28 protein-coding genes and 1 tRNA gene are annotated in these 23,582 nt (G+C 69.8%); 20 read left to right on the top strand and 9 right to left on the bottom strand.

Translation table 11 applies throughout. From position 1 onward, the window contains the following. The first annotated feature begins 169 nt into the window (after positions 1-169). From mnmG to dnaJ, 12 genes are all read left to right on the top strand, one after another. The gene (gene mnmG, locus M9914_09990) at positions 170-2,002 is read left to right on the top strand and encodes a tRNA uridine-5-carboxymethylaminomethyl(34) synthesis enzyme MnmG (protein ID MCO5174507.1); all 1,833 of its coding nucleotides are present in this window, start codon (positions 170-172) and stop codon (positions 2,000-2,002) included. A gap of 206 nt (positions 2,003-2,208) precedes the next feature. Next, complete coding sequence (locus M9914_09995) at positions 2,209-2,850, top strand: class I SAM-dependent methyltransferase (GenBank protein ID MCO5174508.1); 642 nt, start codon at positions 2,209-2,211, stop codon at positions 2,848-2,850. Next, positions 2,832-3,590: a ParA family protein gene (locus tag M9914_10000; protein MCO5174509.1), complete on the top strand. Its 759-nt coding sequence runs from the start codon at positions 2,832-2,834 to the stop codon at positions 3,588-3,590. The genes M9914_09995 and M9914_10000 overlap by 19 nt, the downstream gene beginning before the upstream one ends. Continuing rightward, on the top strand, positions 3,574-4,398 hold the full coding sequence (locus tag M9914_10005) for a ParB/RepB/Spo0J family partition protein (GenBank protein MCO5174510.1): 825 nt from the start codon (positions 3,574-3,576) through the stop codon (positions 4,396-4,398). Before M9914_10000 ends, M9914_10005 begins: the two co-directional genes overlap by 17 nt. A gap of 698 nt (positions 4,399-5,096) precedes the next feature. Further along, entirely contained in the window at positions 5,097-6,074 is a 978-nt protein-coding gene (locus M9914_10010; GenBank protein MCO5174511.1) for a malate dehydrogenase, read from the top strand. 200 nt (positions 6,075-6,274) lie between these two features. Next, on the top strand, positions 6,275-6,766 hold the full coding sequence (locus M9914_10015; protein MCO5174512.1) for a transcriptional repressor: 492 nt from the start codon (positions 6,275-6,277) through the stop codon (positions 6,764-6,766). 16 nt (positions 6,767-6,782) lie between these two features. Next, positions 6,783-7,709, top strand: coding sequence for a GNAT family N-acetyltransferase (locus tag M9914_10020; protein MCO5174513.1), 927 nt, complete (start codon positions 6,783-6,785; stop codon positions 7,707-7,709). Between the two features lie 84 nt (positions 7,710-7,793). Further along, complete coding sequence (locus M9914_10025) at positions 7,794-8,063, top strand: hypothetical protein (protein ID MCO5174514.1); 270 nt, start codon at positions 7,794-7,796, stop codon at positions 8,061-8,063. 320 nt (positions 8,064-8,383) lie between these two features. Beyond that, positions 8,384-9,487, top strand: a complete 1,104-nt coding sequence (locus tag M9914_10030) for a hypothetical protein (GenBank protein MCO5174515.1) — start codon at positions 8,384-8,386, stop codon at positions 9,485-9,487. Next, positions 9,480-9,908, top strand: a complete 429-nt coding sequence (locus M9914_10035) for a hypothetical protein (protein MCO5174516.1) — start codon at positions 9,480-9,482, stop codon at positions 9,906-9,908. The genes M9914_10030 and M9914_10035 overlap by 8 nt, the downstream gene beginning before the upstream one ends. Before the next feature lie 188 nt (positions 9,909-10,096). Continuing rightward, positions 10,097-10,477 carry a DUF2089 domain-containing protein gene (locus M9914_10040; protein MCO5174517.1) on the top strand — a complete coding sequence of 127 codons (381 nt, stop codon included), beginning with the start codon at positions 10,097-10,099 and terminating at the stop codon, positions 10,475-10,477. Between the two features lie 120 nt (positions 10,478-10,597). Continuing rightward, positions 10,598-11,848 carry a molecular chaperone DnaJ gene (dnaJ, locus tag M9914_10045; GenBank protein MCO5174518.1) on the top strand — a complete coding sequence of 417 codons (1,251 nt, stop codon included), beginning with the start codon at positions 10,598-10,600 and terminating at the stop codon, positions 11,846-11,848. Between the two features lie 189 nt (positions 11,849-12,037). Here dnaJ and miaA read toward each other — a convergent pair whose 3' ends face one another. Further along, complete coding sequence (gene miaA / locus M9914_10050; GenBank protein MCO5174519.1) at positions 12,038-13,054, bottom strand: tRNA (adenosine(37)-N6)-dimethylallyltransferase MiaA; 1,017 nt, start codon at positions 13,052-13,054, stop codon at positions 12,038-12,040. Between the two features lie 47 nt (positions 13,055-13,101). Between miaA and M9914_10055 the strand changes: the two genes are divergently transcribed. Then, positions 13,102-13,494, top strand: coding sequence for an Hsp20/alpha crystallin family protein (locus tag M9914_10055; GenBank protein MCO5174520.1), 393 nt, complete (start codon positions 13,102-13,104; stop codon positions 13,492-13,494). A gap of 179 nt (positions 13,495-13,673) precedes the next feature. Here M9914_10055 and M9914_10060 read toward each other — a convergent pair whose 3' ends face one another. The 4 genes from M9914_10060 to M9914_10075 form a co-directional block, all read right to left on the bottom strand. Next, positions 13,674-14,492: a hypothetical protein gene (locus M9914_10060; GenBank protein ID MCO5174521.1), complete on the bottom strand. Its 819-nt coding sequence runs from the start codon at positions 14,490-14,492 to the stop codon at positions 13,674-13,676. Positions 14,493-14,569: 77 nt separating this feature from the next. Beyond that, positions 14,570-15,556, bottom strand: coding sequence for a hypothetical protein (locus tag M9914_10065; protein ID MCO5174522.1), 987 nt, complete (start codon positions 15,554-15,556; stop codon positions 14,570-14,572). Beyond that, positions 15,553-16,119 (bottom strand): hypothetical protein, encoded by a 567-nt coding sequence (locus tag M9914_10070; protein ID MCO5174523.1) that lies wholly within the window; start codon positions 16,117-16,119, stop codon positions 15,553-15,555. Before M9914_10070 ends, M9914_10065 begins: the two co-directional genes overlap by 4 nt. Positions 16,120-16,331: 212 nt before the next feature. Further along, complete coding sequence (locus M9914_10075) at positions 16,332-16,808, bottom strand: transcription elongation factor GreA (protein ID MCO5174524.1); 477 nt, start codon at positions 16,806-16,808, stop codon at positions 16,332-16,334. Positions 16,809-17,035: 227 nt separating this feature from the next. On the opposite strand from M9914_10075, the gene M9914_10080 reads away from it, so the two are divergent. Beyond that, entirely contained in the window at positions 17,036-18,265 is a 1,230-nt protein-coding gene (locus M9914_10080; protein MCO5174525.1) for a DUF2156 domain-containing protein, read from the top strand. A gap of 180 nt (positions 18,266-18,445) precedes the next feature. Further along, a tRNA-Ile gene (locus M9914_10085) sits at positions 18,446-18,521 on the top strand. Positions 18,522-18,584: 63 nt separating this feature from the next. Here M9914_10085 and M9914_10090 read toward each other — a convergent pair. Both M9914_10090 and M9914_10095 read right to left on the bottom strand, forming a co-directional pair. Then, positions 18,585-18,854: an SRPBCC domain-containing protein gene (locus M9914_10090; GenBank protein ID MCO5174526.1), complete on the bottom strand. Its 270-nt coding sequence runs from the start codon at positions 18,852-18,854 to the stop codon at positions 18,585-18,587. Next, positions 18,851-19,195 (bottom strand): metalloregulator ArsR/SmtB family transcription factor, encoded by a 345-nt coding sequence (locus tag M9914_10095; protein ID MCO5174527.1) that lies wholly within the window; start codon positions 19,193-19,195, stop codon positions 18,851-18,853. The genes M9914_10090 and M9914_10095 overlap by 4 nt, the downstream gene beginning before the upstream one ends. Positions 19,196-19,447: 252 nt before the next feature. On the opposite strand from M9914_10095, the gene M9914_10100 reads away from it, so the two are divergent. The 5 genes from M9914_10100 to M9914_10120 all read left to right on the top strand — a co-directional run bounded on the left by M9914_10100 (position 19,448) and on the right by M9914_10120 (position 21,719). Continuing rightward, complete coding sequence (locus tag M9914_10100; GenBank protein MCO5174528.1) at positions 19,448-20,230, top strand: ABC transporter ATP-binding protein; 783 nt, start codon at positions 19,448-19,450, stop codon at positions 20,228-20,230. Then, on the top strand, positions 20,223-20,762 hold the full coding sequence (locus M9914_10105; GenBank protein MCO5174529.1) for an ABC transporter permease: 540 nt from the start codon (positions 20,223-20,225) through the stop codon (positions 20,760-20,762). Before M9914_10100 ends, M9914_10105 begins: the two co-directional genes overlap by 8 nt. Continuing rightward, positions 20,759-21,004: a hypothetical protein gene (locus tag M9914_10110; protein ID MCO5174530.1), complete on the top strand. Its 246-nt coding sequence runs from the start codon at positions 20,759-20,761 to the stop codon at positions 21,002-21,004. The genes M9914_10105 and M9914_10110 overlap by 4 nt, the downstream gene beginning before the upstream one ends. Before the next feature lie 122 nt (positions 21,005-21,126). Continuing rightward, complete coding sequence (locus tag M9914_10115; protein ID MCO5174531.1) at positions 21,127-21,396, top strand: ribbon-helix-helix domain-containing protein; 270 nt, start codon at positions 21,127-21,129, stop codon at positions 21,394-21,396. Further along, on the top strand, positions 21,381-21,719 hold the full coding sequence (locus M9914_10120) for a type II toxin-antitoxin system PemK/MazF family toxin (GenBank protein MCO5174532.1): 339 nt from the start codon (positions 21,381-21,383) through the stop codon (positions 21,717-21,719). The genes M9914_10115 and M9914_10120 overlap by 16 nt, the downstream gene beginning before the upstream one ends. 89 nt (positions 21,720-21,808) lie before the next feature. Here M9914_10120 and M9914_10125 read toward each other — a convergent pair whose 3' ends face one another. Continuing rightward, on the bottom strand, positions 21,809-22,750 hold the full coding sequence (locus M9914_10125; GenBank protein ID MCO5174533.1) for a GntR family transcriptional regulator: 942 nt from the start codon (positions 22,748-22,750) through the stop codon (positions 21,809-21,811). Positions 22,751-22,786: 36 nt separating this feature from the next. Further along, positions 22,787-23,581, bottom strand: a complete 795-nt coding sequence (locus M9914_10130; GenBank protein ID MCO5174534.1) for a DUF108 domain-containing protein — start codon at positions 23,579-23,581, stop codon at positions 22,787-22,789. Between the last annotated feature and the right edge of the window lies 1 nt (position 23,582).

Genomic DNA, 23,582 nt, shown 5'->3' on the forward strand with positions numbered 1-23,582 from the left:
GGTGGGGTCGACGACCGGTGGGGGACCCACCCGGGCAGAGAACTCAACCGCGACGCCGCCGCATGTGCCAGACAGCTATACTCGTGGGCGCTTGCGAGGTGTGGCCGCGGCCGCCCGAGCGGTTCCGCTCCGGTGTCAAGAGCAGATGTCGAGGGCAAAGGAGGGCAGGATGCGGCAGGAGTTCGATGTGGTCGTCGTTGGGGGCGGGCATGCGGGTATCGAGGCAACGATCGCCGCAGCTCGGCTCGGTGCCCGAACGGCGCTGGTCATCCCCAACCCCGACAAGATCGGCGTCATGCCGTGCAACCCGGCCATCGGTGGACCAGGGAAGTCGCAACTCGTCTTCGAGCTGCATGCCCTTGGTGGCGTGATGGGTAGGCTGGCGGACGAAACGGCCATCCATACACGCATGCTCAACGCCTCGAAGGGGGCGGCGGTGCAGTCGTTGCGCGTCCAGAACGAACGTGACGGGTACGCCGCCGCCGCCAGGGCCTTGGTGGAGAACGAGCCCCTCGTGGCCATCGTCCGCGCTGAGGTGGCCGAGCTGCTCACCTACGGAGCCTCTGTGACCGGTGTGCTGACGACCGACGGTCGAACGTTGGTCGCGCCGGCCGTCGTGCTCTGCACGGGAACTTTCCTGGCGGGCGTCGTCTGGTATGGGAAGAAGCAACGTCCGGCAGGTCGGCAGGGCGAGGCTCCCGCGCGGCACCTCTCCGCGTCGCTGCGCGCGACGGGCCACGACTTGGTCCGCCTCAAGACAGGCACGCCTCCGCGTATTCGCGCCGACTCGGTCGACCTGAGCGTCTTGCAGGAGGTCCCCTCCGACGATCCGCCAGGCACCTTCAGCGGCGTGCCCGGTCCACGCATGACGAGCACGCCGACGTGGTTGACACGCACTACCTCCGAGACACACGCTCTCATCCAGGAGCATCTGCTCGAGTCCGCGATGTACGGGGGCGAGATCGACGCCACGGGACCCAGGTACTGCCCGTCGATCGAGGACAAGGTCGTCCGTTTCTCCGACAAGGACCATCATCTGCTGTTCGTCGAGCCGGATGGACTGGATACCAGCGAACTCTACCTTCAGGGCTTGTCGAGCTCTCTGCCCCCGAACGTGCAGGACGAGTTGATCCTGACGTTGCCCGGCTTCGAGCGCGCCGTGATCCACCGGTATGCCTACGCCGTGGAGTACGACGCCCTCGATCCGGCGCAACTCGATGTCACGCTCATGTCTCGCAAGCTGCGGGGGCTGTTCTCGGCTGGTCAGATCAACGGCACGAGCGGATACGAGGAGGCGGCGGCGCAGGGGCTTATCGCCGGCGTCAACGCCGCCCGGCACGCGGGGGGCGCCGTGAGGGTTACGGTCCTCAGGGACCAGGGGTACATCGGGGTGATGCTCGACGACCTCGTTCGCTGGGGGATCGCCGAGCCGTACCGGATGATGACTTCGCGGAACGAGCACCGGCTACTACATCGACAGGACAACGCCAACGAACGCCTGATGGGCATGGGTCACGAGTGGGGCCTCGTTCCCGACGAGGTCTTCGCTAGGCAGCGCGCCTCCGAGGAGCGGGTGAGCCGTGAGGTACAGCGGCTAGCTCGCTCGCGGCACGGCGGCGACCTCGCCGTCACCATGCTCTGCCGCCCGGGCGTGGAGTACGAGGACGTGGTGGCGCTGGTAGGCGTGGCGGCCGACGAGTTGACACCTGGCGAGGTCGAGCGGGTCGTCACCCAGGTGCGGTACGCCTCGTACATCGAGCGGGCTAAACAGCAGCGAGACGGGCAGTCCGCCTACGAGCGGATGAGCCTCGAAGGCGTGAACTTCGAGTCGGTGGCCAGTCTGTCGACCGAGGGTTTGCAAGCACTTCGCCGAGCGGCCCCCGCTTCCTTGGGCGCTGCGCAGCGGGTGCGGGGCGTCAGGGCCAGCGACGTGGCCGCGCTCCTAGTTCACCTGAAGGCGCATCGCCACGGTGGGTCCGATAAGCGGGTGTCGCCAAGGTAAGCTGCGGACCGCGCCGCGCCTTGCCGGACCGGCTCGGCCGACGACGGGTTCCTGGAAATGTTTCACGTGAAACAATCGCGATCGACACCGTCGTGGAGCGCGGTTCCCCGTGCCGAAGGGCATGAAGGTTGCCGAATCGGAGCCGCATGCGCTCGCGGTAGAGCTACGACTACCGCGAGGCACGGGTCGAACCGGGAGAAAGCCGTATGAAGGATGCAGGGGCCACGCTCGGGCGGTACCGGGACCTGCTCACCCGCTACCATGCCGCCCTCGACCTCATGTCCGACCGCGGTCTAACCGAGCTCGACCGCTTCCTCGAGGAGGGACACCGCTTCGCAGCCCTCATAGAGCGCCTGGTTGGTGCCGATGCGACCGTGGTGGACATCGGTTCCGGAGCCGGCCTGCCGGGCGTAGTCATCGCCGCTTGTCTCCCGGAAGCCACCGTCCACCTCGTCGAACGACGGCGACGCCGCGCCGCGTTCCTAGAGATGACCGTGGCCACGCTTGGGCTCGGTAACGCCCGGGTCTTCGGTGGGGATGTGCGGCATATGACCGGCGTGGCGGCAAGCGCGGTGACCGCGCAGGCCGTGACGGGTTTGGCCGAGCTGGCTGAGCTGTCGGTGGGCGTGCGCGCGGACTCGGCCTGGCTGATCACGCGCCGCGGGGAGGGTTGGCGCCAAGAGGCCCAAGCGCTTCTCGACGCGGCCGGTGCCGCCAAGCGTACGGGAATGGACCGGGCCGAGAGCAACGCGGCAGGAGCCGAGATGGTGGAGGAGCCGCTGGAACACCGTGGTAGCCTCGTCGCACTTAAGCTCCTCGGAGGCTCGACGTGCCGATCATCGGCGTGATCAACCAGAAGGGGGGCGTCGGAAAGACCACGACCGCGGTCAACCTGTCGGCCGCCCTCGCGGAGCGGCGCCGGATCCTCCTCGCTGACCTGGACCCCCAGGCTAACGCCACCAGCGGCGTCGGCATCGGCGCTCCCGAGGCGACGCTCTACGACGTCATCGCAGGCCGCTCGTCTGCCCGACAGGCGGTCATAGCCACGAGCACGGAGAACCTCCACGTGCTCGCCGCCTCGGCGGACCTAGCCGGGGTCCAAGTCGAGGTCGATGCCGGTCGCGAGAACATGCGGCTCCTGGCTAGGGGGCTGATGGGCGTGCGCCCGAACTACGACTTCATAATCGTCGACGCTCCACCGTCGATGGGCGTCCTCACCCTGAACGCCCTCGCGGCTGCCGATCTCTTGATCATCCCGTTGCAAAGCGAGTATTACGCCCTAGAAGGCATCGCGTCGATGATGGATACGGTCGAGCGCGTCCGCGGCTCCGTCAATCCCGACCTGCGCATCCTGGGTATCGTCCTGACCATGTACGACAGCCGCACGCGGCTCTCGCAGGAAGTGGAAGAGAACGTCAGGAAGCACTTCGGTGACCTGGTGTTCAAGACCATCATCCCCCGCACCGTGCGGCTGGCGGAGGCGCCCTCTTACGGGCGCTCCGTGCTCGAGTACGCACCCACCTCGCAAGGGGCGGTAGCCTACCGAGAACTGGCCGAGGAGGTCATCGAGCGTGTCAGCGAAGCCTAGTAGAGGTCTTGGTCGCGGCCTGGACGCCTTGTTGCCCAAGGTGGAGAAGGGCGGCGTCCAGCAGCTCTTGGTGGCGCAGCTGCGACCCTCGCCGTTTCAACCCCGTCAGAAGATGGACGAGGCCGGCATCGCGGAGCTAGCGGACTCCATAGCCCGCAAAGGCGTGCTACAGCCCATCGTGGCGCGGCCGGTGGACGGGGGGTACGAGATCGTCGCGGGCGAGAGGCGCTTCCGTGCGGCGCAGCGGGCGGGCCTTACGAGTGTCCCGGCGACGGTACGCGAGCTGAGCGACCAGGAGACGTTGGAGATCGCCGTCGTCGAGAACCTGCAGCGCGAGGACCTCAACCCCATGGATGAGGCGCGCGCGTTCAAGCTCCTGCTCGACTTCGGTATGAACCAGGAGCGCGTGGCCGAGGCTGTGGGCAAGAGTAGGAGCGCGATCGCCAACGCGCTGAGGCTGCTCGCGTTGCCGGAGGAGGCCCAGGCAGCGATCGAATCGGGAGCCATCTCGGCCGGGCATGCCAGAGCGATCCTCGCGCAGCCCGAACCCGACAGGCTCTGGGCACTGGGCGAGATCGTGCGGCGCGAGTTGACCGTTCGCGAGGCGGAGGGGCTGAAGCGCCCGACGGCACGCTCCTCCCAGCGCAAGGCCGCTGGGCGCTACGCCCGCCTGGAGGAAGACCTCAGTCGTTTCGCGGGGACGCGCGTGCGGATCGCGGGGAGTGGGAAGAATGGGCGCATAGAGCTCCACTTCCATAGTGAGGACGAACTCCAGCGCATCCTGGAACTACTGGGGTACGAGAGCTAGAGCGAGAGCCGGCGCACGGTCGCGGTACCTGGCCGTCGCGAGGCCCGCTGCGAGGCCCGCCGTGTTCCCTGAGCGTCTCGAGTAGAGGCGACCGGCGCCACCCGCCAGTCGTTCCGAGTCCCGGTCGCAGGGCTCCGCGCATGGGGGTTAAAGGAGCTGCGGCGGCCGGCCGGACCGGCCGCAACCGCAGGGCCCCGCGCACGGGGGTTATAGGCGTTTGCGTGCGCGACTCTTCGGATTCCCTTCCGCGGGCCCCGCGCATGGGGGTTCTGGAGCTGGGGCGCGAGCGGCAATCTAGATCGGGTCCGCAGGGTCCTGCTCGTGGAGGTTCTAGCCAGATTGAACAGGCGCGGGGGCGCACAAGACGCAGGGTCCTGCTCGTGGGGTTCTAGGGTTCCGCTCGCGCACGGGACGCCGCTGCGCAGGGGCCCGCACGCGGGGTTCTAGCCACCAAGGCCCTGACCCCGGCAAGCCCCCAGCGGCCGGGTCCGGTCACCGGTCACCGGTCACCAAGGCCCTGGTCACGATTCGCCGTTCTGGCCGCTGGCGGCTGCTTTGGCCGGTGATACTATGGCGCCGACGTTCCGGTCTGCACGGCGCGCTCGCCGCGGCTAGTGCTGCCCACATGAGACGCGAAGCCGTGCGCGACAACCTGCCTGAGCAAGGGGTCGGGCCGAGACCGAACAGAGGTGAAGCACATGAAGCAACCCGTACGCGTGGCAGTCACAGGTGCCGCAGGCCAGATCGGTTACGCCTTGCTGTTCCGCATCGCAGCCGGCGACATGCTGGGTAAGGACCAACCGGTCATACTGCAACTCCTCGAGATCACGCCGGCGTTGAAGGCCTTGGCGGGCGTAGTCATGGAGCTCGACGACTGCGCCTTCCCGCTGTTGCACGGCATCGTAGCGACGGACGACCCCAACGTGGCGTTCAAGGACGCCGACTACGCCCTGCTGGTCGGCTCCCGGCCCCGTGGCCCCGGCATGGAACGTAAGGATCTGTTGCAAGCCAACGGCGCTATCTTCACCGTGCAAGGCAAGGCCCTCAACGAGCATGCCGCGCGCGGCGTCAAGGTCCTAGTGGTCGGCAACCCCGCCAACACGAACTGCCTCATCGCCTTGAAGAACGCCCCCGACTTGGCCCCTGAACAGTTCTCCGCCATGACCCGCCTCGACCACAACCGGGCGCTCAGCCAGCTCGCGGCGCGTACGGGCGCGCAAGTCTCGGACGTACGGAAGATGATCATCTGGGGCAACCACTCCAGCACGCAGGTGCCGGACGTCACCCATGCGACGGTCGGTGGCAAGCCGGCCGCCGACCTCGTGGACGACGCTTGGGTCGCGGGGGAGTTCGTTCCGACCGTCCAGAAGCGTGGCGCCGCGATAATCGATGCCCGCGGTGCGTCCAGTGCGGCATCGGCGGCCAACGCCGCCGTCGACCACATGCGCACGTGGGCCTTGGGCAGCCCGGAGGGCGACTGGGTCAGCATGGGGATCTTGAGCGACGGCGCCTACGGCGTCGCCAAGGACATCGTGTACTCCTACCCGGTGACCGTGCGAGACGGCAGGGTGACCCTGGTGGCCGGTCTTTCCGTAAGCCCAGCGGTGCGGAGCAAGATGGAAGCGACCGAGCGCGAGTTGCTGGAAGAGCGCGCCGCCGTGGAGGACCTGCTCTAGAGACGCGCAACTCAACCAGGTGAGCCCCGGTGGCGACAGGCACCCCGCCGGGTTATTCTTGGACCGTGAAGGTCGAGAAACCCCCCGGCAAGTCGGAGTCGTTCCGACATGCTATCCTTGACGGCAACCGAGCGGGCCTGATCGGCCCGTCAGAGAGGCTATGTAGCCAGATGCGCCACGAGGGCGATGAACTAAGTGCGGTGCGGCCCGCGGGTCACCACGAGCACGCCGACCACCAGCCGATGGTCGATGGTGCGCGTGAGGTGCTGAAGGACCACGGCATGCGTTACAGCCGGCCGCGGGAGATCATCCTCACCTACCTGCTCGAGAAGGACCGGCACGTGAGCGCGGAGAGCCTCTATCTCGACCTGAAGAAGCGCGGCGAGGAGCTGAGCCTCTCGACCGTGTACCTGAACCTCTCGGCCCTAGCCGGTGCCGGGCTCGTGCGGGAGTTCAGGGGAGCTACCGGACAAGCCCTCTACGACAGCAACGTCACACCGCACTACCACGTCGTCTGCGCCGATACGGGTGAGGTGCGAGACGTGCCGGCTCCGCTCGTGAACGGCGTCCCGCTCGGACGCTTCCTCAAGGAGTACGTCGAGCGCGAGACGGGCTGGACCGTAGACGAACCCCGCTTCAGCCTCACCGGCAAGCCGCCGATGGGCCAAGCGGGTGGCGCTTCCGAAGACTGACCCGTTACAGACTGCCATGCCAGACCTCGGGTCCAGCGACGACGACGGAGCCGCCCGTGAACTGGCCACCGGCGGGTCACCGCCTGAGCTGGTCTTGCGGGAGTTGACCAGTCACGCCGATCTCCATGAGGTCGAGCGCATCCAGCGGGAAGTCTGGGGGCTGGACGACTTGGAGGTCGTGCCCAACTCGCAGCTCCGAGCGGCGCTTCACGCCGGGGGGCAACTCGGCGGCGCCTTCCTCGAAGATGCGCTCGTCGGCTTCTCCTACGGTTTCCTCGCCTCGCCCCACGGCCGCCTGATGGTAGGGCCAGGTCTTCACTCGCACATGGCGGCGGTCAGGCCGGGCGCGCGCGGTCGTGGGGTCGGTAGAGCGCTCAAGTGGCAGCAGCGTGCCTGGTGCCTGGAGCGGGGCATCGAATGGATGACCTGGACGTTCGATCCGCTGCAGGCGCGTAACGCGAACTTGAACCTTCGTCACCTCGGAGCGGTCGGCGTCGACTATCTTGTGGACTTCTACGGTCCTATGGGTGGACCCCTTGGCGGTGGAAGGAGCGATCGCCTCCTCGCGCTCTGGATGCTCACCGGACAGAGAGTGACGGCCCGCGCCGAGGGTGGCGGACCCCTACACGGACCGGCAGTAGGTGCTCGGTCCGCGCTTCCGGTCCGGGAGCGCCTGGCGACCTGGGCCGTCCGAGCCGCTTCCAGCGATGGCGACGCCGAACCCGTGGTCGAGCTCTCCGAGGGCCTACTCGCCCGAACCGTAGAGACCGGTGCCAGGGTGATGGTGGCCGCCCCGCCGGAGGCCGGCGGCTTAGCCGCGCCAGAGCGTGCCGGGCGCTGGCAGGACGCGTTCGTCCGGACCATGATGCCCCTGCTGGCAGCCGGCTACGTAGCCGTCGACTTCGCGGCCGGCGCATACGTCTTCGACCCCATCGATGGCTGATGCGAAATGGCATCTATCAATCTATAAAGCTCCACTTGACAATCTGTAAACTAGCGACTATCATCTTGCCAAGGAGGCGAGATGATGAACGCGTACCTCGATCAGCGTCACACCCTTGACCGTGTTTCACAACTGCGGAACGAGGCCGCGAACGACCGCCTCGTCCGTGCGGCCAACGCGCCCAGCCCGAGCGCGCGCCTGCGTGCGCGCTGCGCCAAGTGGCTCCACGCTTCGGCGACCCGGCTGGACGCCGTGAGCCGTCGCTTGGACCCGAAGGGCCAAGGCGGGCGTGCAGCGCTAACGGACGCCGGCAAGTTCGACGACCTGCGCGAAGTGATGCCCAATCTGCGCTGAGGCGGCGCTCCGTCCGGAGCACTAGGGCCTGGGCTACGTCGAAAGCGTCGAATCTACCGAGAAGTCTGACGCCGGGCAGGCGGGGTGCGAAGTACGGATACTGGGCCGGCGGAGAGGTGCGAGGTGCGGATGCCGTGCCGGCGGCGGGTTACGAAGCACGGATGCCGGGCCGGCGGAAGGGTACGAAGCACGGATGCCGGACCAGCGGTAAGCGCAAGGCGGTGGACCCTCGGCGGCCCGGAGGATGTCAGGACCCTCGATAACGTGCCCGGGCCACCGCAGAACCCCACGAAAGCGAAGCAAGAGAGACAGGAGCACAGATGGACGAGATAGCCCGAGTCGAGCAGATGGTCGCGGAAGGCCTCATAACCGCGGAGGAGGGCGAGCGCCTCAAGGCGGTGCTGCGCTCCGTCCAAGAGGCCGACGAACTGGAGGCGGCGCACGCTGCGTCGGAAGGCGGCGAAGGTCTGGACGCACGACTCGTGACCTCGCCTCCGAACGGCGACCAGGCCCCCGCCCTCGTGCCGCCTGCGCCCCTGCCGACGGTCCCTGTGACGACACCATCGCCGCCCGCTCAGCCGGCGACCCCGCCAACTGCGGCCATGCCGCCCGCATCACGACCAGCGCTGGGCGCCGACGCGCCGAGGCCGACCGTGCCGGCGGAACCTGGGCGGCCGGGTGCCAACGAAGGTGCACGAGGCGACGGCCGGCAGACGCAGGGCCGCGCGCCGAAGACCGACGACCAGGCTGCCGAGGCCTCCGCCCCGGCTGGTACGAGATGGGTGCGCGTGGACGTCGTAGCCGGCGACCTCGACGTGCACGTCGACCCGAGCCTCAGCGAGCCGAAGGTCACGTCGGACTCTGGCGAGGCCACGTTGGAGGCGACCGCCTACGGCTACCGCGTCGCGCTGGGCGGGAAGGGCGAGGGGTTCTTCCTGCGCAACCTCGAGGGCCCGCTCGCGGGGCTGCTGGCCGGCAGGGGCCGGCCCGGGGACGTGGAGCTCACCCTGCCTGCGGGTTTCGGCATCGACCTGGTCATGACGACGGGAGACGTCGACCTCCACGGGGTGCCTTACCTTCGCGGGAGCCTCTCGGCCGGGGACCTAGACGCCTACGGGCTGGAGGGGATCGACCTCTCGAGCCTGGCCGGCGATGTGTCGGTGAGCCTGCGGGCGAGCAGCGGTCGGCACCGGATCATAAACACCGCGGGGGAGCTCGAGGTCGTGCTCCTGCCCGGCTCGGACGTCACGGTCAACGGCGACGTCTCGATAGGCGAGGTGAAGGCCGGGCCCGAGTTCACCACTGGCCGCAGGCTGATGAGCGGGACGGTGACCGGCACCCTCGGCACCGGGGTCGCCAGGCTCGACCTCAAGGTCACGGCCGGCACCATCAAGCTCAAGACCGGAACGGACGACCGTGGCTGACTCCGACACCCGCAAGCGCATCCTCGACATGCTGGCGGCCGGCCACATCACCGCGGACGCCGCAGCCGAGCTCCTGAAGGCCGTCTCTACCCAGGGGCCGAGGCTGCCCTCCCCGCCGCCCGTGCCTACGCCCCCACCGGCGCCCCAGCGCGGCGGCGCCCGCATGCTCCGCATCCTCGTCGACGCCCCCCACACCGGCAACGGCGGCAAGGTCCGCGTGAACGTGCCGCTCGCCCTCGCCAAGTACGCCATGCGGTTCATCCCGCGTGACACGACGGAGGAGCTGAGCGACCAGGGCATCGACCTGGCGCAGTTGCTGCAGAACCTCGGTGACGACCTGCCTCAGGGGCGCCTGGTGGACATCGAAGCGGAAGACGACTCCGGCGACGCGAAGATCGCGGTGATCGTCGAGGTCGTGTGAGGCTGTGCGCGTACGGCCTCGGACCCCGCCACGGTTGCGGCCTAGCCGGGGACTGGCGCCGCAGCCACCGCCCGCGACCGGAACGACCCTGCGGGCCCCGCAAGCGGATCGGGCCGCGCACTGACCCCGGCGGGCCGCTGGAGCGGCACCCCGGCCCCAGCCCACTGACCGAACAGGAGTAACAGCGGATGAAGATCCTCCCCATGCCGACCGCTTGCCCGGTGACGGGCGAGCCCCTCCTCGTGACGCGCCTGGAATGCGACGCCAGCGGCGTCGTCATCGAAGGGCGCTTCACCCCCAACGAGTTCGCGCTGCTTCCGGCCGACCACCTCGAGTTCTTGCGCATCTTCGTCAAGGTGCGGGGGAACCTCAAGGAGGTCGAACGGGTGCTGGGCTTGAGCTACCCGACGGTGCGGCTCCGCTTCGAGAAGCTCCTCTTGGCGCTCGATTACGAGGTCGCCGACGACATCCTCGAGGAGCGCACCGGCATCCTCGACCGGCTCGAGGCCGGGGACATCGACGCCGAGGAGGCGGCTAGGAGGCTCAACGCCTTGGCGCGCAAGGGCTAGGCCGAAGCGGGACCGCGCAGACCCCGCTCGGACTCGTTGTTCCGGGCGGGGCGTCGGGTTCACTACTTCGCATCGCGACACTCAAGAAGTCTTAGCGACCTCCGGTATACTGGCGGCCGCATGACCGACTACTACGCCGTCCTGGAAGTCTCGCGGGACGCAGACAGCAAGACCATCAAAGCCTCGTACCGCAGGCTCGCCATGAGCTACCACCCGGATCGCAACCCGGGCGACAAGGAAGTCGAGGAGAAGTTCAAGGCGATCAACGAGGCGTACGCCGTGCTCTCGGACGAGGCGCGGCGCTCACGCTACGATCGCTACGGCACCGTCGACGACAACGCGGTCTTCGGCGGCGACATCTTCGACATCTTCGCTTCCGTGTTCGGCACCAACGTGGCCAACATGTCCGGCGGACGCGGCAGGGCCGGCGGCCAACCGGGCGAGGACCTGGAGGCGCAGCTCCGCATAACCCTCGAGCAGGCGCGCGAAGGGGCGACCGTCGAGGTCGAGGTGGAGCGGCTCCGCGCCTGCCACCACTGCCACGGGGAGCGGGCCGAGCCGGGCTCCGCCGGCAAGTCGACCTGCCAGCGTTGCGGCGGAGCCGGTCAGGTCCGCGTGCAGGCGCAGTCGATCTTCGGCGCCGTCATCACGGCGCGCACGTGCCCTGACTGCCACGGCGACGGTCACGTCATCCCGACGCCCTGCAAGGTCTGCAACGGTCGCGGCCGCGAACGGGGCAAGGACACGGTCGGCGTCACCCTTCCCAAGGGCATCGACGGCGGTTACCGCCTGCGCGTTCCACGCGAAGGGAACGTCGGCGTGGACGGCGGCCAGTCGGGCGACCTCTACCTGTACATCGAGATGCGGCAACACCCCTTCCTCGAGCGGGCCGGCGACGACCTCCACTACACCCTCGAGGTGGGCATGGCGCAGGCCGCGCTCGGCGCCACGTTCGACGTGCCGACCCTCGAAGGCCGGGAGCGCCTCACGGTCCCGGCCGGCACCCAGCCGGGCAGCGCGTTCCGGTTGCGCGGCAAGGGGATGCCGCGCCTCAGGCAGACCGGCAACGGCGACCAGGTCGTCGAGGTCAAGGTAGTCGTCCCCACCAAGCTCACCGCGGAAGCGCGCGAGCACCTCGCCGCCTATGCCGGAGCGGTCGACGAGACGGTCGAGGAGCAGGAGACGGTCGCAGGCAAGGTGCGCGACTTCTTCGCAGGCAAAGGCAAGGGCAAGCGGCGGGGGCACGGCAAGGCGCGCGCGGACGACCAGGTCGACGCCTCCGATACTCCCGGCGGTAGAGGCGTCCAAGGCGGACGCGAGGAAGGCCAGGCGAGCAAGGGCGACGGGCGGGGGTCGCAGGCGAGCGCCTGAGGCCCGGCCCCAATCCGGCCGCCGCTTCCGCCGTGCGCCGGCAGCCGGCGCACGTGGTTTCGCGTTCGTCGACCCATGAGGCCGGTCGGTTGCGTGGCTACCGGACGTACCCGACGGTCGGAGGCGGCGATACCCGTCACCCGGCTGGTCGGCTGTGCGTCGACCGAGCCGTGCCGGCCGTCACCACGCCTACAGCCTTTCGATGACCCCGAGCAACCACTCTCGCAGGCGCCCGAAGGCGCCTTCCCCCGTAGCCGCGATGCGCAGGGCCGGCGCCTCGACGGGAGAGCGGAACCACGTGAGCTGGCGCTTGGCGTAGCGGACGGTTCCCAGCTCGACCGCCTCTCTGGCCTCGGCCTCGCTCGACTCCCCCCGCAAGTGGCTCGCCACCTCCTTGTAGCCGATCGCCTGGAGGGCGGTCGGCTGCTCGGGGTATAGGCGCAACAGCTCGGCCACCTCCGCCACCAGACCGCCTTCGAACATGGCCGCCGTGCGCAGGGCGATGCGCGGGCGCAGCTCGGCAACGGTCGGTAACAGCTGGGCCGTGGAGTACGAGTACCTGGGCTGAAGTCGGGGGAACGCGCTCGGGGGCCTGCCGGTGGCGCGGAGCACCTCCAGGCTGCGCACGATCCGGCGGGGGTTCCCGGCCGCGCGCGCCGCGTCGGCCGGGGCCGCCGCCCGCAGCTCCGCCTCGAGCTCGCCGAGTCGGCCCGCCGTCACGGCCTCCCACAAGGGGGCCTGCGCCGCCTGGTCGGCGGGGGGCACCGTCGGGAGGCCGTCCCGCAAGGCCCTGAGGTAGAAGCCCGTGCCGCCGGTCACGAGCGGGACGCCGCCGCGCGCCAGGACCGTCTGGATCGCCGCCTCCGCCAGGCGCACGTACTGCGCCACGGAGAACGGCTCGGACGGGTCGACGACGTCGAGCAGGTGGTGCCTCACCGCCGCCCGCTCCTCCGCCGTCGGCTTGGCGGTGCCTACGTCCATGCCCCGGTAGACCTGCATGGCGTCCGCCGAGACGATCTCGACGCGCCCGCCGGCGCCAGACGCGGCCGCCCCAGGCGCGACCACCTGGGCGGCGTGCGGCGTGCCGGCCAGTGCGAGAGCCAGGCGCATGGCGGACGCGCTCTTGCCCGAGGCCGTCGGACCGGCGAGCACCGGGATGACGGGGCGCGGCACGTCTGTTGTGACCGCATGGACGTCGGGACCCATGCCCCAACGCTAACAAGCGGCTCAAAGTCCGGTGCTAGACTCGCGCCATGAGCATCGAGAAGTTCGGTACGGCCGGAGACGTCCAGGAGCTGCTCGCGGTCAGGGACCACATCGAGGCCCTCGTAGAACAGGCGAACGCGAAGCAGGCCAACCTGCCGAAGGCGGACTTCCTGGACCGCGGCGATGCTTTCCAACTCCACCTCGAGGTGCCGGGCATCGACCAGGCCGACCTCGAGATCGCGGTGGAGGACGGTGAGCTCCTGGTGGCGGGGCTGCGCGAGCCGCCGCTCTTCGACGGCCGCATGCTCTTCTCGGAGCGCGGCGTCGGGCCTTTCCAGCGCTCCTTCGCGCTGCCGAGCCCCGTGAGCAAGGACCTCGCCACCGCGCACTTGGCTGGCGGCGTCCTCACCGTCACGCTCCCCAAGCTCGTCGAGAGCTAGCCACGCGCTCGCCTCGCCGGCGCTCTGTCGCAGGCGAGGCGAGCCACGCGCGGGCGTCGGGTCCCAGCGCCGGACCTTGACGGTTCGCTCGTCAGGCGAGCCATGCGCGGGCGGGCGTCGGTTCGGTTCCGGCTGACGAGCGCTGCGCCCACGAGGGGCCTAGCAGCGTTCGGCGGGCGTCATTCCAGGTCCACGTCCAGCTCGCCGCTGACGTTGCCCAGCACCACGACGTCGTTGCTGTCCAGGTAGTAGAGCAGGCGGTTCCCGCTCAGGACGTCCTCGCCCTTCACGCTGCGGGCCGGGTTGCCGGTGAGGATGGCCGTGCCGGCCTCCTCGTCGAGCTCGAGCCGCTCGCCGGTGGTCGTGCGGTCTTCGCTGACGACGCTCACGTTGCCCGTCAGCGTGGCACGCTGGGCGCCGACCGCGAACTCCATGGCGTCCGCGGTGGCGTGTAGCGGCTCCTTACCCTCGCCGGCGTCACGCTCGAGTGCGATCGGGCCGCTCATCTCCCCCGTGTCCGTCTCGCGGTCGAGGAAGAAACGCGTGCCCGTCACGTTCGTCTTGCCCTGCAAGAGGCGTACGGTCGGTCCTTCGGCGGGGGAGCGCGCATCGATACAGCCCGGCCGAGAGAACGTCACGTCGTCGCCCGTCAGCTCCAACGTCTCCTCCCCCGCCGCGGCCTCGGCGCCGTCCGGCGTCGTGATGACGGCGAGCCTGGACGTGAGGACCGCGTCCTCGACGCGCGTCTCCACCGTGCCCGGCGCCGGCGCGTACACGATGGTCGTGCGCTCCCCTTCCGAGCAGTTGCGGTTGTTGCCGATGGTGCGCGCGCCGTCCGCCGCCAGCCCCCGGTTGGTCACCACGAGCTCGGCGTCGTCGCGCTTGACGCTGAAGGTCGTGCTCGTCTGGGCCAACACCGTGCCGGCCACCGCGAGCGTTGCCAGCAGCGCGAGGAGCGGCGCTCGGCGCGAAGGCGGCGGCCGGTGCCGGCGCCGCACGTTGCGCCGGGAATCCCGGTGCCGCCCCGGCGCAACGTGCGGCACCGCCGACGCGCGCGGCCCTCGCGCCCAGCGGTTCACTCCGTGCCCGCTGGCCCTTCACCGCCGTCCGGTGCGAGCGGGCGCTCTGTCAGGGCGAAGGTGGCGGCGTCGTAGACGCTCGGCACCGAGGCGTCGATGGCCTCGAAGAAGTCGTACTCGACGTCCTGTTGGATGCGGTCCGTGACGAGCGTGGTGCCGGAGTCGGCGTCGAGCGCCCGCGCCGGCGCGTCCGGGGTGCCGATGACCTCGGCGATTCCCGAGTTGTCGTCGAAGAAGACCTCGTTGCCCGTGCTCGTGATGGCGCCGTCGACCACCGTCACGTCGCCGCGCGCGTAGAGGAGCTTGGAGCCCGTCAGCACGCGGATCTCGTCGGCCGTGATCACGGTCGTCCCGCCGTCGTCGTCGAGGCGGGTGATGCTCGCTTGCGCCCCGGCGCTCGTGAGTACGCCAAGCTCGCGCCCTTCCTCGTAGATGAGCTCGCTCGCCTCGGCCGACTGCTTGCCGTTCCGGAGCGCGACGTTGCCGCTGCTCGTGGAGCGGTCGGTGTCGACGTCGAACGCGACGCTGTCGGCCTCTATCCGCACCTCGTCGTCGCCATCGGCCTCCGGCGCCAGGATCACTTCGGCGCGCCCGGCGAGGACGCCGAGGCCCGTCGCCTCGCTGTACTCGAGGCCCGGTCCGGTGGCCGTTAGGCGGCCGCGCTCGACGCGCACGCCGTCCGTGAAGGCCGCGACGCGCTCTCCCCCGCGGGTGATGGACTCGCCCTCCGGCGCGCTCAGCACCGCGTGGTGACCGAAGATGCTCAGGGTCGAGACCGTGGCCGTGATGCCGAAGGGTTCGGGGTGCTCGTAGACGATCGGGCCGGAGCGCAGGTTCCCGCTCTGCGTGCCGCCGGAGCCGTCGATGGTGATGATGCGCTTGCTCGCGGCCTCCTGGGCGCCGTCTTGCGCCAAGGCCTGGACGGCGAGGCCGGCCGCTAGGGCCGCGAGTAGGAGCGCGGTACGTTTGTGACGGCTGATCACTGGTTCCTCCCGGGCGAGTCGACTATGAACTGGGCGTAGCCGACCGTTCCGGGGCCGCCCGCCTCGAACTCCGTGAAATCGAAACTGATGCGCATGTCCTCGAACACGCTCTCGCCCAGGTCCTTGCCGGTCATGACCGCGCGCGGGACCTCGAAGCGCCCCGCCCGTTGGTCGATGAACACCGTGCGTGAGCCCTTGGAACTCATGTCGAGGTCAAGGTCGTCGGCTATGAGGTGCGCGTGCATATGGTCGCCGCGCAGGTTGTCTGCCCGGTCGATGGTGACGCTCTCGGCCGTGAGGGTGAAGTCCGTCTCCCCAGCGAGCACGCGGCGGCCGTCCGAGACCTCGTCCAGGGTCGTCTCCTGACGGTCTGGCGCGTAAGAGGCGGTCGGGGCGGAGAAGTACCAGACCGCGTCGGGGTCGGACTGGGGGAAGAGCGTGAGGTCGACCGAGCTCAGCTGGATGAGCGCGCTAGGGACGGTCGGCTGCGCCTGCGGCGACAGCGCCAGGACGACGAGGCCGGCGACCACCACGGCGAAAGCTATCGCTGCCCAGCGCACCATACGGCGAGACTACCAACGCGCGCGACTGAGAAAGGTGACCACGGCGATAACCGAAGGCTTACCGAAGCGGGCTCGACGGCGTTCGCGTCCGGACAGCCGATCGCGCGTCCGGCTTCGACCGGACGGGTACAGCGCGAGGCGGGTCGGGGCAGTCGGTAGCGGCGCTCCGGAGCTTCGTCGGCTCCGGCCTCCCTGCGAGGCCGCTGGAGCCGTCAGTCGAAGGTGACGGCCACCACGCGGTAGACGGCGGCGCCGACGGGCATCTGCACCGTGACGTCGTCGCCGACGCGGCGTCCGACCAAGCTCCGCCCGAGCGGCGACTCGTCGCTGACGCGCCCCTCGAGGATGTCGGCCTCGTGCGTGCCGACGAGGTGGAACACGACGTTCTCGCCGTCCTGCGACCGCAGGGTGAGCGAGGCTCCGAGGCGCGCGACGGCCTCGCCGCCGTCCTCGTGCTCGACGACCACGGCGCGGTGGACGAGCTCCTCGAGGTCGGCGATGCGGGCCTCGTTGGCGCTCTGCAGCAACCGGGCCTCGTCGTAAGCGGCGCTCTCGCGCAGGTCGCCGTCCGCTAGGGCGGCGCCCATGTAGTCGGCGAGCTCCTGCCGCTTGTCTTCCTTCAAGTAGCGAAGCTCTTCCTTGAGCTTCTCGAGCCCGCGGGCGGTCATCTGGATGGGTTCCTTGGACACTGTGCTCCTCACCTGGCGGGGGTAGGCTCCCGCTCCCGAACGCCACCCACGGCGGGCCTGGCGGCAAGCGAGTCGGCGGAACCAAGAGGACCGCCGGGCAACGTCCGCTCGGGATTATATGCCGGGTGGCGGGGAGTACGTGAGTGGAGGGGGCCACAGAGCAGCTTGGCCGCCGCCCACGCTCGTTCGCTCTCCGGCGCCCGCCCGGTGGGCGCTAGCATGCACGCGTGGTGTGGACCCGGTTCGGGCAGATCGCTGGCGGCTCGCCAGAGGGCGCCGCCGCGGGCGCGGCGGTGAGTGCGCAGTCTGTCCCTGACGCGTGGATCGGAGGCGCCGCGGCCGCCCGCCGGGGCGCCGATCACTCGGTCGCCCGCGACCTCGTCCTCCGCCACGGCTGGAACACGACGGTCTACCAGGTCCTCAACCCCGACATCCTGCACTGGTTCACGCCCGCGGGCGACGCGCTGGTCGGCTACGTGCAGCACGCGGGCGTGAGGGTGGTGGCCGGCGCGCCCGTCTGCCACTACGACCGCCTCGCCGAGATCGCCAGGGCGTTCGAGGACGACGGTCGGGCGCGCGGCCTGCGCACGTGCTACTTCTCCGTCGAGCCGCGCTGGCTCGAGCTCGTGAGGCGGCGCTCGGAGGTCGCGCTCATCGGCGCGCAGCCCGTGTGGGACGCCGCGACGTGGCGCGAGACCGTCGACTCCCACGCGTCGCTACGCGCCCAGTTCAACCGGGCGCGCAACAAGGGGGTGGCGGTCGAGCGCTGGCCCACGCCCCGCCTAGTCAGGGGTCAGCCGGGAGCGGCCGAGCTCAGGGGCCTGCGCACGCGCTGGGCGACGGCGCACGGCCTGCCGCCGTTGGGGTTCCTCACCGGCACCGAGCTCCTACCGGACGACGCGGACCCGAACGGGCCCCTCACGCTGGACCGGCGCCTGTACGTTGCTTCCCGCGGTGGCGACGCCGTCGGCTACCTCGTCGCCTCCCCGATCCCCATGCGCAACGGCTGGCTCATCGAGCAGGTCGTGCGCGACCCGGCGGCGCCGAACGGCACGGCCGAGCTCCTCATAGACAGCGCCGCCACCGACCTAGCCGACCTGGGCGCGAGCCGGCTCACGCTCGGCCTCTGCCCACTCTCGCGCATGCACCGCCCCGTCGAGGAGCCTCGCCGCGAGAGCCCGGCCTGGCTGAGGCTCGCGTTCGCGTGGGGCTACGCGCACGGGAGGCGCTTCTACGACTTCGCGGGCCTGGAGGCCTTCAAGGAGAAGTTCTGGCCGCCCCGCTGGGAGCCGATCTACCTCGTCGGCGGCGAGAGCATAGGCCTGCGGACGCTGTACGCGGTGGCGGCGGCGTTCACCGGGGGGCGACCCGTGAACGCGCTGGCGCAGGGGGTGTGGCGGGCGTACGGGCCGGGGAGGCGCTCGGTCGCGGACCCAGCGGGCCGCGCGCGGAGATAGCGACTCGGCCGGCGGGGACGACTCGTGGGCGCCGGTCGAGCGCCCGGCCGAGGTGAGGCGGCGCGACGATAGCGGCTGCGGCGCGGCGCGAGGGCGTTCAGCGGGTGAGCCGGGGCCCTGGTACAATCTGGTCCGCGACGCGAGCGTGCATATGGGCGCCTTCGGTCGCGGTGGTGGCTAGGGCCCTTAGCTCAGCGGTTAGAGCAGTCGACTCATAATCGATTGGTCGCTGGTTCGAACCCAGCAGGGCCCACCAAAATTCGCCCGGTCGGCGACATGCGACCGCCCAGCCGCTCGATGAGCGAGCATCCCGACCGCGCTACACCACGACGATCTGCCCCAGCACATCGATGAACGATTGCCAGCCGGCGAGCACGCCTTGCTGCTGTTCGGGCGTGAAGCCGGGGGTCTCCTGGGTGAAGCGCATCCGGGTCCCGCTCGGGGTGGGCGTGAGCTCGACGACGATCGTGGCCCTTCCGGGCTCTGCCGGCCGGTCCGTGATGGTGAACACGAGGCGCTCGTAAGGGGCGACCTCGACGAACTCGCCGGTCCAGTCGATCGTGTTGCCGTCGGTGGTGATCCCTGTCATGGCTTCTCCTCTTCCTTGTTCGTGAGAGTGATCAGATGGTCGTCGAGGGCGTCGAAGCTGTCGACCCAGAACCGCCGGTAGTCGCCGAGCCAAGCGGCGGCGGCGCGCAACGGGCGCGCGTCGAGAGATGCCGGACGGTACTGGGCGTTGCGACCGCGATGCACGAGGCCGGCGTTCTCGAGCGCGCGCAAGTGTTTCGAGACGGCGGCCAAGGTCATCTCGAACGGTTCGGCGAGCTCCCCCACCGTCGAGGAGCCCTCCGCGAGCCGGGCGAGGAGGGCCCGGCGCGTGGGGTCCGCGAGCGCGGCGAAGGTGCGGCTCAACTCATCGACCCGCGACATCTCTCCAGTCTCGCCTATTCAACCGATCGGTTCTATACATGATGGTTGAATATACGCGCGACTCGCGCCGTCCGTCAAGCCCTCGGCAGGGCAGCCCGAGGAGCCGGGGCTTCGCGGCCACAGGAACCCGCGCCGCAACGCCCGTGACGAACGGACACCCGCGACGCCCCTACGGACCTATCGTTACGTGCACGCGCGGGACCGCCCGACGCTCGACCCGGGCGCCCGACACCCCCGCACCTGGGAGTCCGCATGGCCGAAGCCTCACCGCCCGCCCCCATCCTCGACGTCCAGGACCTGGTGGTGAGTTACGGCAGCAAGACCGCCGTCGACGGCGTGAGCTTCCAGGTTCACCGCAGCGAGATCTTCGGGCTGCTCGGGCCGAACGGAGCGGGGAAGACCAGCACCTTGAGCGCCATCGAGGGGTTGCTGAGGCCGGTCGGCGGCAAGGTGATCGTCGACTGCATCGACGTCCAGCGCGACCCGCTTTCTGCCCGGGCTCGCGTGGGCGTGCTGCTGCAGGAGGCGAGCTTCCAGCCGCAGCTGAGCATCAAGCAGTTGGCGCGGCTGTACGCGGGCCTCTACGGCGTGATGATCGGCGACGACGAGCTCGTGGACCGCCTGCGCGGCTTCGGGCTGGAGGGCGAGCTGGGCAAGCCGTTCAAATCCCTCTCCGGCGGGCAGCAGCAGCGGTTCTCCATGCTGATCGCGCTGATCCACGACGCGCCCCTGCTGTTGCTCGACGAGCCGACGGCGGGCCTCGACCCGCAGTCGCGCCGGAGCCTGTGGGACCGTATCCGGAAGCAGCAGGGGGCGGGTGGGAGCGTCCTCCTCACGACGCACTCGATGGAGGAGGCGCAGGCCGTGTGCGCGCGGCTGGCGATCATCGATCATGGCAAGCTCGTCACGGTCAGCGCGCCTTCGGACCTGATCGCCAAGTACCAGGACGACCCGCGCGTCCTGAGCGTTGCGCACGGCACCGTGACCCTCGAAGACGTGTTCATCGCTCTGACGGGTAGTGATCTCCGTGACTGAACCCGTAGCGAAGAGACCAGGGCGGGCCGGTACCTTCGCCGCGCTGCTGCGCGCCGACTTCATCGCAATCACGCACAGCGCGGTCGTCCTGATGCTCAACTTCATCGTGCCCGTCTTCATCGTGGTGTTGTTGGGTCGCCGGGGCACCTCGAGCGCTCTCGCCGGCGCCATCGGCGGCGACGCCTTCGCCATCGCGTTGGCGCTGACGATCGGGCTCATGACGTCCAGCCTGTTCGGGTACTCGATCGCGTTGGCCCGCGACCGCGAAGCGGGCGTCTTCCAGCGCCTGCGCCTCACCCCCACGCCGACCTGGCAGATCATGGGCAGCCGCCTGCTGCTGCAGCTCGTGGCCGACCTGGTGATGACGGTGATCGTCGTGATCGTGGCCACCGCTCTGCACCACGCCGCCTTCGGTGCGGGGCAGCTCCTACTGCTGCTCGGCGTCTCCGTCCTGGGCGGGGCCATGTTCCTGGCCCTGGCGCAGGCGCTCGTCGCCCTCGTGCGGTCGGCGGCGGTGGTGAGCGCCGCGTGAGCCGCTTCGCCTACATCGTCCTACTGCTGCTCGGCCTGATCGGGGTGAGCGGTGCCCTGGGGCCGACGGTGCAGGCCGTGGGCGAGTGGACGCCGGTGGGCGCGCTCATCGACGCGTACGCCGGCGCCGTCGGCCTGACGAGCTGGGGTTGGCGCGGCACCGCCGGGGTGATCGCGATAGTCGTCTACGGCGTCGTGGGGGTGTTCGTCGGGGTGCGGTGGTTCAGCTGGAGCACGCGTTAACGCTCGGCGGCCGGTTGGGCGGTCTTGCCGCCCGGCAAGACTAGGGATACTCGGCGGCGGCCCAGGCCGGCGAGCGCCCGGCCTCGTCGCGTGCCAGGCTAGGTGCATGCGGAGGCGGTATGATGCCTGGTAATACTACGGAGTCGGACGTGTCCAAGGCGAAGGTAGCCATCACGATCGAGCGCAAGGTGCTCGAGGAACTAGATGAGTTCGTGAGGCAGCGGCGGTTCGTCAACCGCAGCCTGGCCATCGAGTCGGCCGTGGTCGAGAAGCTGACGAGGCTCAAGCGCACTAGGCTCATAATGGCGCTCAACGCCATCGACCCCGCCGAGGAGCAGGCCTTCGCGGAAGAGGGCCTGACGTCCGACTTGGCTGCGTGGCCGCGGTACTGAGGGGCGAAGTCCGCTGGGCTGACCTGAGCCCCGCTCGCGGCAGTGAGCAGGATGGGCGCCGGCCCGTGCTGGTCATAAGCCATGACGTGTTCAACGAGAGGTCGGGTACCGTGATCGCCGTCGCCCTCACCAGCCAGGAGCCCAGAGCCGGGTTCCCGCTCACCCTGGAGTCGCGCGCGCCCGGGCTGCCGAGGCGTTCGTGGGTGAAGGTGAGTCAGGTCCGCACGTTGGCCGTGGAGAGGGTGGGCGACCTCATCGGCAAGGCGACGCCGGAAGAGGTCGACTTGGCCGTGGAGGGACTGAACGAGATCGTGGGCGGGTGAGCGGCTGGCCGGTCCCGGACCGGTCGTCCTCGCCTCGCTAGCGCATGACACGCCGGCCGGATGAGCCCGTGAGCGCCTTGGCGCCCAGTCTAGAGCTGCCCGACGAGCTCCGCATGCCCAGGCACGAGCTCGCGCATCCGCAACACTTCCCGAACGTAAGCGACGGAGGTGGGTTCTATCTGGTAGCGGACGGTCAGGACCTGCCCGGTAGGCGCCCAGCCCATGACGCGCTCGTGGATGGACTGCGTGTCGACGAGCACCCGCGCCGAGCGGACCGCGGCGGGCGCCTCCGGCGCGTCGATGAGGGTGGCGCAGCCGGGCGTCGCCCGGGCGTACGTCTTCACCATGCGCACGAGGCGTTCCAGCGTGGGTCTGTTGGCCGACACGATGTTGATGTCGGCGCCGGGCTCCAGTTGGGCGAAGGCCACCAGGGTGTCCGTCGTGGGCACGACGTTCACGTTGAGGAGCGACCTCTCCGCCTCCAGCATGGCGGAGACCTCCTCGTAGTGGAACGGCGTCGTCAAGAAGATGTCGTCGGGGCCGCAGTCGTGGAGCTGGCGAGGGACCTCGTCGACGAGCAGCGGGTTCACGCTGCGGCGCAGCAGCGTCGACAGCCGGAGCGACAGCTCCTCGACGTCCTTCCTGCTGCACTCCACCATCCAGATGCCCGGCTCGGAGCCGAGGAACGCCTGATCGGCGCTCTCGGCCACGAGCTCGTCCCACGCTTGGCGCGACAAGCCGAGGTGGCGGGCCTGCTCGGCCAGGGCAGTGAGGGAGGACGACAGCTCGTCGACCGCCCCCACCCCGTGCTCAGGGCCGGGCACGCTGACCACGAACGTGCCGCTGCCGTGGACGGTGCGCACGATGCCGTTGTCAGCCAGCTCCCGGTAGATGCGGCTGACGGTGTTCGAGTGGACGCCGAACTCGTTGGCCGCGGTTCGCGCGCTGGTCAACCGGTGGCCGACCGGGTAGTCGCCCGACCGGATGCGGTCGATGATCACCTGCTTCAAACGTGTGCCCTTGCCAGACATCTTCACAGCCCGCCGCTCATTAGGTTTCCCACTAGACTACCCAATCGCGCGCACGGCGGATACTGCGGCCGCTCCCGCCAGGTAGGAGGTGCGAGGGTTCTGAGGGCTCGGTTGGGACCGGATCTTCACCTCCAGGCTGGCCAAGGGTCCGGAGGCCTCGATCAGCTGCATGACACCCTCGGCGCTCGGATCGGAGCGCACGACCACCCTGGTCAGGTCGGGGCCGATGCCGGCCAGGCTGAGCGCGACCGCGACGTTGACGTTCGCCGGGAACCCGACGACGGCCTCGCGCGCGCTGCCCTCGAAGACCGTCACGGCCCGGTCCTCAGGCAGCTCGATCCCGTTCTGCTCCAAGTAGGGCGCGCCACGCAAGCCGGCCGGCTTCTTGGTCGAGGTTATCCGCGCCGTGGTGAGCCCGTCGACGGCGGCCAACGCGCGCACGCCGTCCAGCCCGGCGATGCCACCGCTCGGCAACACGACCTGCACGCCGCCCCTGCGCTGGTACGCGGCGTAGACGTGCTCGTCGAGCATGGCGCCGACGCTCATCACGATCGTGTTGATGCCGGCCGCCCACAGTCCGGGCACGTGGGCGCGGACGGCCGCGCCACCGGCCGCCTCGAGCACCCACGCGGCGCCGCAGCTCGCGAGGTCGGTCGGCGCGACGACCTGCGCGCCGAGCTCGCTCGCGAGCTGCTTGGCGCCCGCCGAGCTGACGCTGGAGCCGGCGACGGCCACTATCCGGACGCCGGGCAGCCGCCCGGCGCGAACGGCTTGCGCGACGACCGTGTTGATGCCGCCGGCCCCCAACAGGGCGAGATCGACCTGCGCCACG

This window comes from Trueperaceae bacterium, assembly GCA_023954415.1.
Classification (GTDB): Bacteria; Deinococcota; Deinococci; order Deinococcales; family Trueperaceae; genus JAAYYF01.

Bases quoted from the DNA above. Each gene is read 5' to 3' on its own strand.
- mnmG (MCO5174507.1), top strand. From the start codon at position 170: ATGCGGCAGGAGTTCGATGTGGTCGTCGTTGGGGGCGGGCATGCGGGT.
- M9914_09995 (MCO5174508.1), top strand. From the start codon at position 2,209: ATGAAGGATGCAGGGGCCACGCTCGGGCGGTACCGGGACCTGCTCACC.
- M9914_10010 (MCO5174511.1), top strand. From the start codon at position 5,097: ATGAAGCAACCCGTACGCGTGGCAGTCACAGGTGCCGCAGGCCAGATC.
- M9914_10020 (MCO5174513.1), top strand. From the start codon at position 6,783: ATGCCAGACCTCGGGTCCAGCGACGACGACGGAGCCGCCCGTGAACTG.
- M9914_10025 (MCO5174514.1), top strand. From the start codon at position 7,794: ATGAACGCGTACCTCGATCAGCGTCACACCCTTGACCGTGTTTCACAA.
- M9914_10030 (MCO5174515.1), top strand. From the start codon at position 8,384: ATGGACGAGATAGCCCGAGTCGAGCAGATGGTCGCGGAAGGCCTCATA.
- M9914_10040 (MCO5174517.1), top strand. From the start codon at position 10,097: ATGAAGATCCTCCCCATGCCGACCGCTTGCCCGGTGACGGGCGAGCCC.
- dnaJ (MCO5174518.1), top strand. From the start codon at position 10,598: ATGACCGACTACTACGCCGTCCTGGAAGTCTCGCGGGACGCAGACAGC.
- miaA (MCO5174519.1), bottom strand. From the start codon at position 13,054: ATGGGTCCCGACGTCCATGCGGTCACAACAGACGTGCCGCGCCCCGTC.
- M9914_10055 (MCO5174520.1), top strand. From the start codon at position 13,102: ATGAGCATCGAGAAGTTCGGTACGGCCGGAGACGTCCAGGAGCTGCTC.
- M9914_10070 (MCO5174523.1), bottom strand. From the start codon at position 16,119: ATGGTGCGCTGGGCAGCGATAGCTTTCGCCGTGGTGGTCGCCGGCCTC.
- M9914_10090 (MCO5174526.1), bottom strand. From the start codon at position 18,854: ATGACAGGGATCACCACCGACGGCAACACGATCGACTGGACCGGCGAG.
- M9914_10095 (MCO5174527.1), bottom strand. From the start codon at position 19,195: ATGTCGCGGGTCGATGAGTTGAGCCGCACCTTCGCCGCGCTCGCGGAC.
- M9914_10100 (MCO5174528.1), top strand. From the start codon at position 19,448: ATGGCCGAAGCCTCACCGCCCGCCCCCATCCTCGACGTCCAGGACCTG.
- M9914_10115 (MCO5174531.1), top strand. From the start codon at position 21,127: ATGCCTGGTAATACTACGGAGTCGGACGTGTCCAAGGCGAAGGTAGCC.
- M9914_10125 (MCO5174533.1), bottom strand. From the start codon at position 22,750: ATGTCTGGCAAGGGCACACGTTTGAAGCAGGTGATCATCGACCGCATC.